Origin of the sequence: Pseudomonas sp. GXM4, assembly GCF_008923895.1 — a bacterium.
GTDB lineage: Bacteria > Pseudomonadota > Gammaproteobacteria > Pseudomonadales > Pseudomonadaceae > Aquipseudomonas > Aquipseudomonas atacamensis.
In genome coordinates, this window is the sequence record NZ_WBRZ01000347.1 from 1 (window position 1) to 4805 (window position 4805).

The window sequence follows — 4805 nt, forward strand, 5'->3', positions numbered from 1 at the left end:
CTCCTACAGGGAACGCATTCCAATGTAGGAGCTGCCGAAGGCTGCGATCTTTTGATCTTCTGCATCTTGAATACCAAGCAAGCGCTCGGTTAACGTCGGCGAACCCTTCCGTGGAGCTCGCCCATGCCTGCCTTTCAGGAATACTTCGACCCCAGCAATCAATTGGTCCGCGACAGCGTCAGACGTTTCGTCGAACGCGAGATCCTGCCGGACATCGATCAGTGGGAAGAAGCCGAAAGCTTTCCCCGTGAGCTGTACCTCAAGGCCGGTGCGGCGGGCATTCTCGGTATCGGCTATCCCGAGGCGCTTGGCGGCAGCCATGAAGGCGATCTGTTCGCCAAGGTCGCCGCCAGTGAAGAGTTGATGCGCTGTGGCTCAGGCGGGCTGGTGGCGGGGTTGGGGTCGCTGGATATCGGTTTGCCGCCGATCGTCAAATGGGCGCGGCCTGAAGTGCGAGAGCGAGTCGTCCCCCAAGTGCTCAGCGGCGAAAAGATCAGCGCCCTGGCAGTGACCGAGCCCGGCGGCGGTTCCGACGTCGCCAACTTGCAAACCCGCGCCGTGCGTGACGGTGACTTCTACCGGGTCAGTGGCAGCAAAACTTTCATCACCAGCGGTGTGCGTGCGGATTTCTACACCGTCGCGGTGCGTACCGGTGCGCCGGGGTTCGGCGGTATCAGTCTGTTGCTGATCGAGAAGGGCACGCCGGGTTTCAGTGTCGGTAGGCAATTGAAGAAAATGGGCTGGTGGGCCTCTGACACCGCTGAGTTGTTCTTCGACAATTGTTCCGTGCCGGCAGGCAACCTCATCGGCGCCGAGAACATGGGCTTCGCCTGCATCATGGGCAATTTCCAGAGCGAACGCCTGGCGCTGGCGCTGATGGCCAACATGACTGCGCAATTGGCGCTGGAGGAGAGCCTGAAGTGGGCGCGCGAGCGTGAGGCGTTCGGCAAACCCATCGGCAAATTTCAGGTGATCAAACATCGCCTCGCCGAAATGGCCACGGCGCTGGAAGTGTCGCGCGAGTTCACGTATCGGCAAGCGGCAAAAATGGCGGCGGGGCAGAGCGTGATCAAGGAGATTTCCATGGCGAAGAACTTCGCCACCGACACCTCCGACCGGATCACCACCGAGGCGGTGCAGATCCTTGGCGGGCTCGGTTACATGCGTGAAAGCCTGGTGGAGCGGCTGTATCGGGATAATCGCATTCTGTCGATTGGCGGCGGGACGCGGGAAGTGATGAACGAAATCATCAGCAAGCAGATGGGGCTCTAAAAGCAAAAGATCGTCCGATGCATGATCGTTCCCACGCTCTGCGTGGGAACGATCAATCTTTAGATCTTGATTATTTATCAGTCAACGCAAACTGCGTCAGGCAGAACGTCGGGATACCCATATCCTGCAAGCGCTGCGAACCTTGCAGCTCTGGCAGGTCAATGATCGCCGCCGCTTCATGCACCCGCGCGCCCATGCGGCGAATCAGGTTGGCCGCTGCGATCAGCGTGCCGCCGGTGGCGATCAGGTCATCGAACATCACCACCGAATCGCCTTCACACAGGCTGTCGGCGTGCACTTCCAGGAACGCTTCGCCGTATTCGGTCGCATAACCTTCCGCCAGCACGTCCGCCGGCAGTTTGCCTTGCTTGCGGAATAGCACCAGCGGCTTGTTCAACTGGTAGGCCAGTACAGAACCGATCAGAAAACCACGGGCATCCATGGCGCCGATGTGGGTGAAGTCGGCTTCGACGTAGCGGTGGGCGAAGCTGTCCATCACCAGGCGCAGGGCCGTCGGCGACTGGAACAGCGGGGTGATGTCGCGAAAGATCACGCCCGGTTTCGGAAAGTCGATCACGGGGCGGATCAGGGATTTGATGTCGAAGGAGTCGAAAACCATCGGGGTGTCCTGGCAGGGCTGCAAACGGCGCAGTATACCCGCGGCTGAAACGATTCGCTCAACCGCGGGTCGTGATCAGCCTTCGATCGAACCGCCGGCCAGCGCGCATAACTGGATCGGGTCGAGGATGTGGATCTCTTTGCCCTCGGCGGCGATCAATTCGTTCTGCTGAAAGCGGGTGAACACCCGCGACACGGTTTCCACCGCCAGGCCCAGGTAATTGCCGATTTCATTGCGCGACATGCTCAGACGGAACTGATTGGCCGAGAAGCCGCGAGCACGGAAACGTGCCGACAGGTTGACCAGAAAAGTAGCGATGCGCTCGTCAGCGGTCTTCTTCGACAGCAGCAACATCATTTGCTGGTCGTCGCGGATCTCGCGGCTCATCACCCGCATCAACTGGCGGCGCAGTTGTGGCAATTGCAGCGCGAGTTCGTCGAGGCGTTCGAAGGGAATTTCGCAGACCGAAGTGGTTTCCAGCGCCTGGGCCGAGACCGGGTGTTTTTCGGTGTCCATGCCCGACAGGCCAACCAGTTCGCTTGGCAGGTGGAAGCCGGTCAGTTGCTCTTCGCCGGCATCGCTCAGGCTGAAGGTCTTCAGCGCGCCGGAGCGGACTGCATAAACGGAATCAAAGGTGTCGCCCTGGCGGAACAGGAACTCGCCCTTCTTCAGCGGGCGGCCGCGTTTAACGATTTCGTCGAGCGCATCCATGTCTTCCAGATTCAGAGAAAGTGGCAGGCAGAGCGGGGCCAGGCTGCAATCCTTGCAGTGGGCCTGGTTGTGAGCGCGCAGTTTGACTGGCTCGGACATTTCTTCAATCCTTGTGGGAAAACACACATAAGCCGTAAGGGTAACCCACGGGAGGACATTCAGGCCAGCACGCGGCGGCGTTGTCCTACAGACATAAAGCCGCAGCACCGCCGGCCGATAACCCACTATCAGTACTCATCCAAGGAAGGCCCCGATGACCGCCATTGGCACGCTAAGCCCCGGTAGCAGCGGCATTGCTGCTTCGCCGGAGGTAACCGGTCCCGACGCTGCAATCGACCGCGACGACGCCTTGTCGAATACGGCAACCCCGACCTTGGTCGAGGGCGTCAAAGTGTCGCTGTCCGGCGCGGCCATCGCCAAATCCGCCGCTGTCGGCGGCGAAAACAGTGACATCGACAACAGTGGCTTACCGGAGAACATCCAACAGTTGCTGAAGATGATTCGCAAGATCCAAAAAGAAATCATCGAGAAAAAAGCGCGCATGGCGGCGGTCATGTCAGACAGAACCCTCTCCAACGAGGAAAAGATCAACAAGCTCGCCGCATTACGGGGCGCCATAGCCGCGCTCAACAGCGGCCTGATCACCGCCAACCTTTCCTTGTCGAAAGTGATGAACCAGTCGGCGCTCAATCCTGATCAGAACCTCAAAGTCGGCTCGTTGCTGACCAAGCCTTAAATCACTCGGGAGAAACGCTGGCGGTTCTGCTGCTCCAGGTACGCATCGAAAACCATGCACACCGAGCGCACCAGCAATCGACCCGCCGGCAACACCTCGATGCGCTCGCGCTCCAGTCTGATCAGGCCATCCTCGGCCATACCTTGCAATTGCGGCCACAGCGCGCCGAAGTAGCCTTGAAAATCGATGTTGAACTGCTGCTCGATCTCGGCGAATTCAAGTTTGAAATTGCAGATCAGTTGCTGAATCACTGCACGGCGCAAGCGGTCGTCGGCGTTGCACACCAGACCGCGACTGGTCGCCAGTTGTGCGCTGGCGAGGCTGTTCTGATAAGCGTTGAGGTCGCTGCTGTTCTGGCAGTACAGATCGCCGATCTGGCTGATCGCCGACACGCCCAGACCAATCAGGTCGCAATGGCCGTGGGTGGTATAGCCCTGAAAGTTGCGTTGCAGGGTGTGTTCTTCCTGAGCGATCGCCAACTCGTCATCGGGCAGGGCGAAGTGGTCCATGCCGATGTAACGGTAGCCGGCAGCGGTCAGTTGCTCGATGGTGCGCTGGAGCATTTCCAGTTTGTGCGCCGGGCTCGGCAAGTCGCTGCTGTTTATCCGCCGTTGCGGCATGAAGCGTTCCGGCAGGTGCGCATAGTTGAACACCGACAGGCGATCCGGTTGCAGGCTGATCACTTCCTCGACGGTGCGGGCGAAATTGTCGGGTGTCTGCTTGGGCAGGCCATAAATCAGATCGATATTGATCGAGCGAAATTGCAGGGTTCGCGCCGCATCGATCACCGCGCGGGTTTCTTCCAGGCTTTGCAGGCGATTGACCGCGCGCTGCACCGCCGGGTCAAGATCCTGCAGGCCAATGCTGACCCGGTTGAAACCCAGTTCGCGCAGCAGGCCCATGGTTGACCAGTCAGCCTCGCGCGGGTCGATTTCAATACCGTAATCGCCCGAATCATCGTTGAGCAGATTGAAATGCTTGCGCAGGTGCGCCATCAGCTGGCGCAACTCGTCGTGGCTGAGAAAGGTCGGTGTGCCGCCACCGAAATGCAGTTGCTCGACGGTTTGCGCCGGGTCGAGGTGGCAGGCGACCAACTGGATTTCCTGCTCGAGCCGTTGCAGATACGGCTGCGCACGGCCGCGATCCTTGGTGATGACCTTGTTGCAAGCGCAGTAGTAACAAATGTTCGCGCAGAACGGCACATGCACGTACAGCGACAGCGGCCGCTGCGCCTTGCGGCTGTCGCGCAGGGCGTGGAACAGGTCGAAAGTGCCGACCTGACCGTGAAATTGCACGGCGGTCGGGTACGAGGTGTAGCGTGGCCCCGCCAGATCGTAGCGGCGGATCAGATCAGAGTCCCAACGAATGGCGTCGAGCATGCGGGCATTCCCCCGGATAGGCTGGCAGTGTGGCGAGTCTAGGGGAGGGCGTTACAGGGCATCTTGATTTGCATCAACGGCGAGGATT

At 59.7% G+C, this 4805-nt stretch carries 5 protein-coding genes; 2 read left to right on the forward strand and 3 right to left on the reverse strand.

The features are described from left to right. Positions 1–123: 123 nt before the first annotated feature. Entirely contained in the window at positions 124–1272 is a 1149-nt protein-coding gene (locus F8N49_RS25560) for an acyl-CoA dehydrogenase family protein (protein ID WP_151553085.1), read from the forward strand. Between the two features lie 70 nt (positions 1273–1342). Here F8N49_RS25560 and F8N49_RS25565 read toward each other — a convergent pair whose 3' ends face one another. Continuing rightward, a complete protein-coding gene (locus F8N49_RS25565) occupies positions 1343–1891 on the reverse strand; it encodes an adenine phosphoribosyltransferase (RefSeq protein WP_024012326.1) in 549 nt (182 codons plus the stop codon). A 75-nt stretch (positions 1892–1966) separates the two neighbouring features. Continuing rightward, positions 1967–2701, reverse strand: a complete 735-nt coding sequence (gene fnr, locus F8N49_RS25570) for a fumarate/nitrate reduction transcriptional regulator Fnr (RefSeq protein WP_016773865.1) — start codon at positions 2699–2701, stop codon at positions 1967–1969. A gap of 154 nt (positions 2702–2855) precedes the next feature. Between fnr and F8N49_RS25575 the strand changes: the two genes are divergently transcribed. Then, complete coding sequence (locus tag F8N49_RS25575; protein WP_016773866.1) at positions 2856–3338, forward strand: hypothetical protein; 483 nt, start codon at positions 2856–2858, stop codon at positions 3336–3338. On the opposite strand, the gene hemN is transcribed toward F8N49_RS25575, so the two are convergent. Then, on the reverse strand, positions 3335–4717 hold the full coding sequence (hemN, locus tag F8N49_RS25580) for an oxygen-independent coproporphyrinogen III oxidase (protein ID WP_151553087.1): 1383 nt from the start codon (positions 4715–4717) through the stop codon (positions 3335–3337). The two genes, F8N49_RS25575 and hemN, sit on opposite strands and share 4 nt — an antisense overlap. Positions 4718–4805: the final 88 nt, after the last annotated feature.

What these genes read in the sequence shown, in the direction of transcription:
- hemN (WP_151553087.1), bottom strand. Translation starts at nt 4,717, where the DNA reads ATGCTCGACGCCATTCGTTGGGACTCTGATCTGATCCGCCGCTACGAT.
- F8N49_RS25575 (WP_016773866.1), top strand. Translation starts at nt 2,856, where the DNA reads ATGACCGCCATTGGCACGCTAAGCCCCGGTAGCAGCGGCATTGCTGCT.
- F8N49_RS25560 (WP_151553085.1), top strand. Translation starts at nt 124, where the DNA reads ATGCCTGCCTTTCAGGAATACTTCGACCCCAGCAATCAATTGGTCCGC.
- fnr (WP_016773865.1), bottom strand. Translation starts at nt 2,701, where the DNA reads ATGTCCGAGCCAGTCAAACTGCGCGCTCACAACCAGGCCCACTGCAAG.
- F8N49_RS25565 (WP_024012326.1), bottom strand. Translation starts at nt 1,891, where the DNA reads ATGGTTTTCGACTCCTTCGACATCAAATCCCTGATCCGCCCCGTGATC.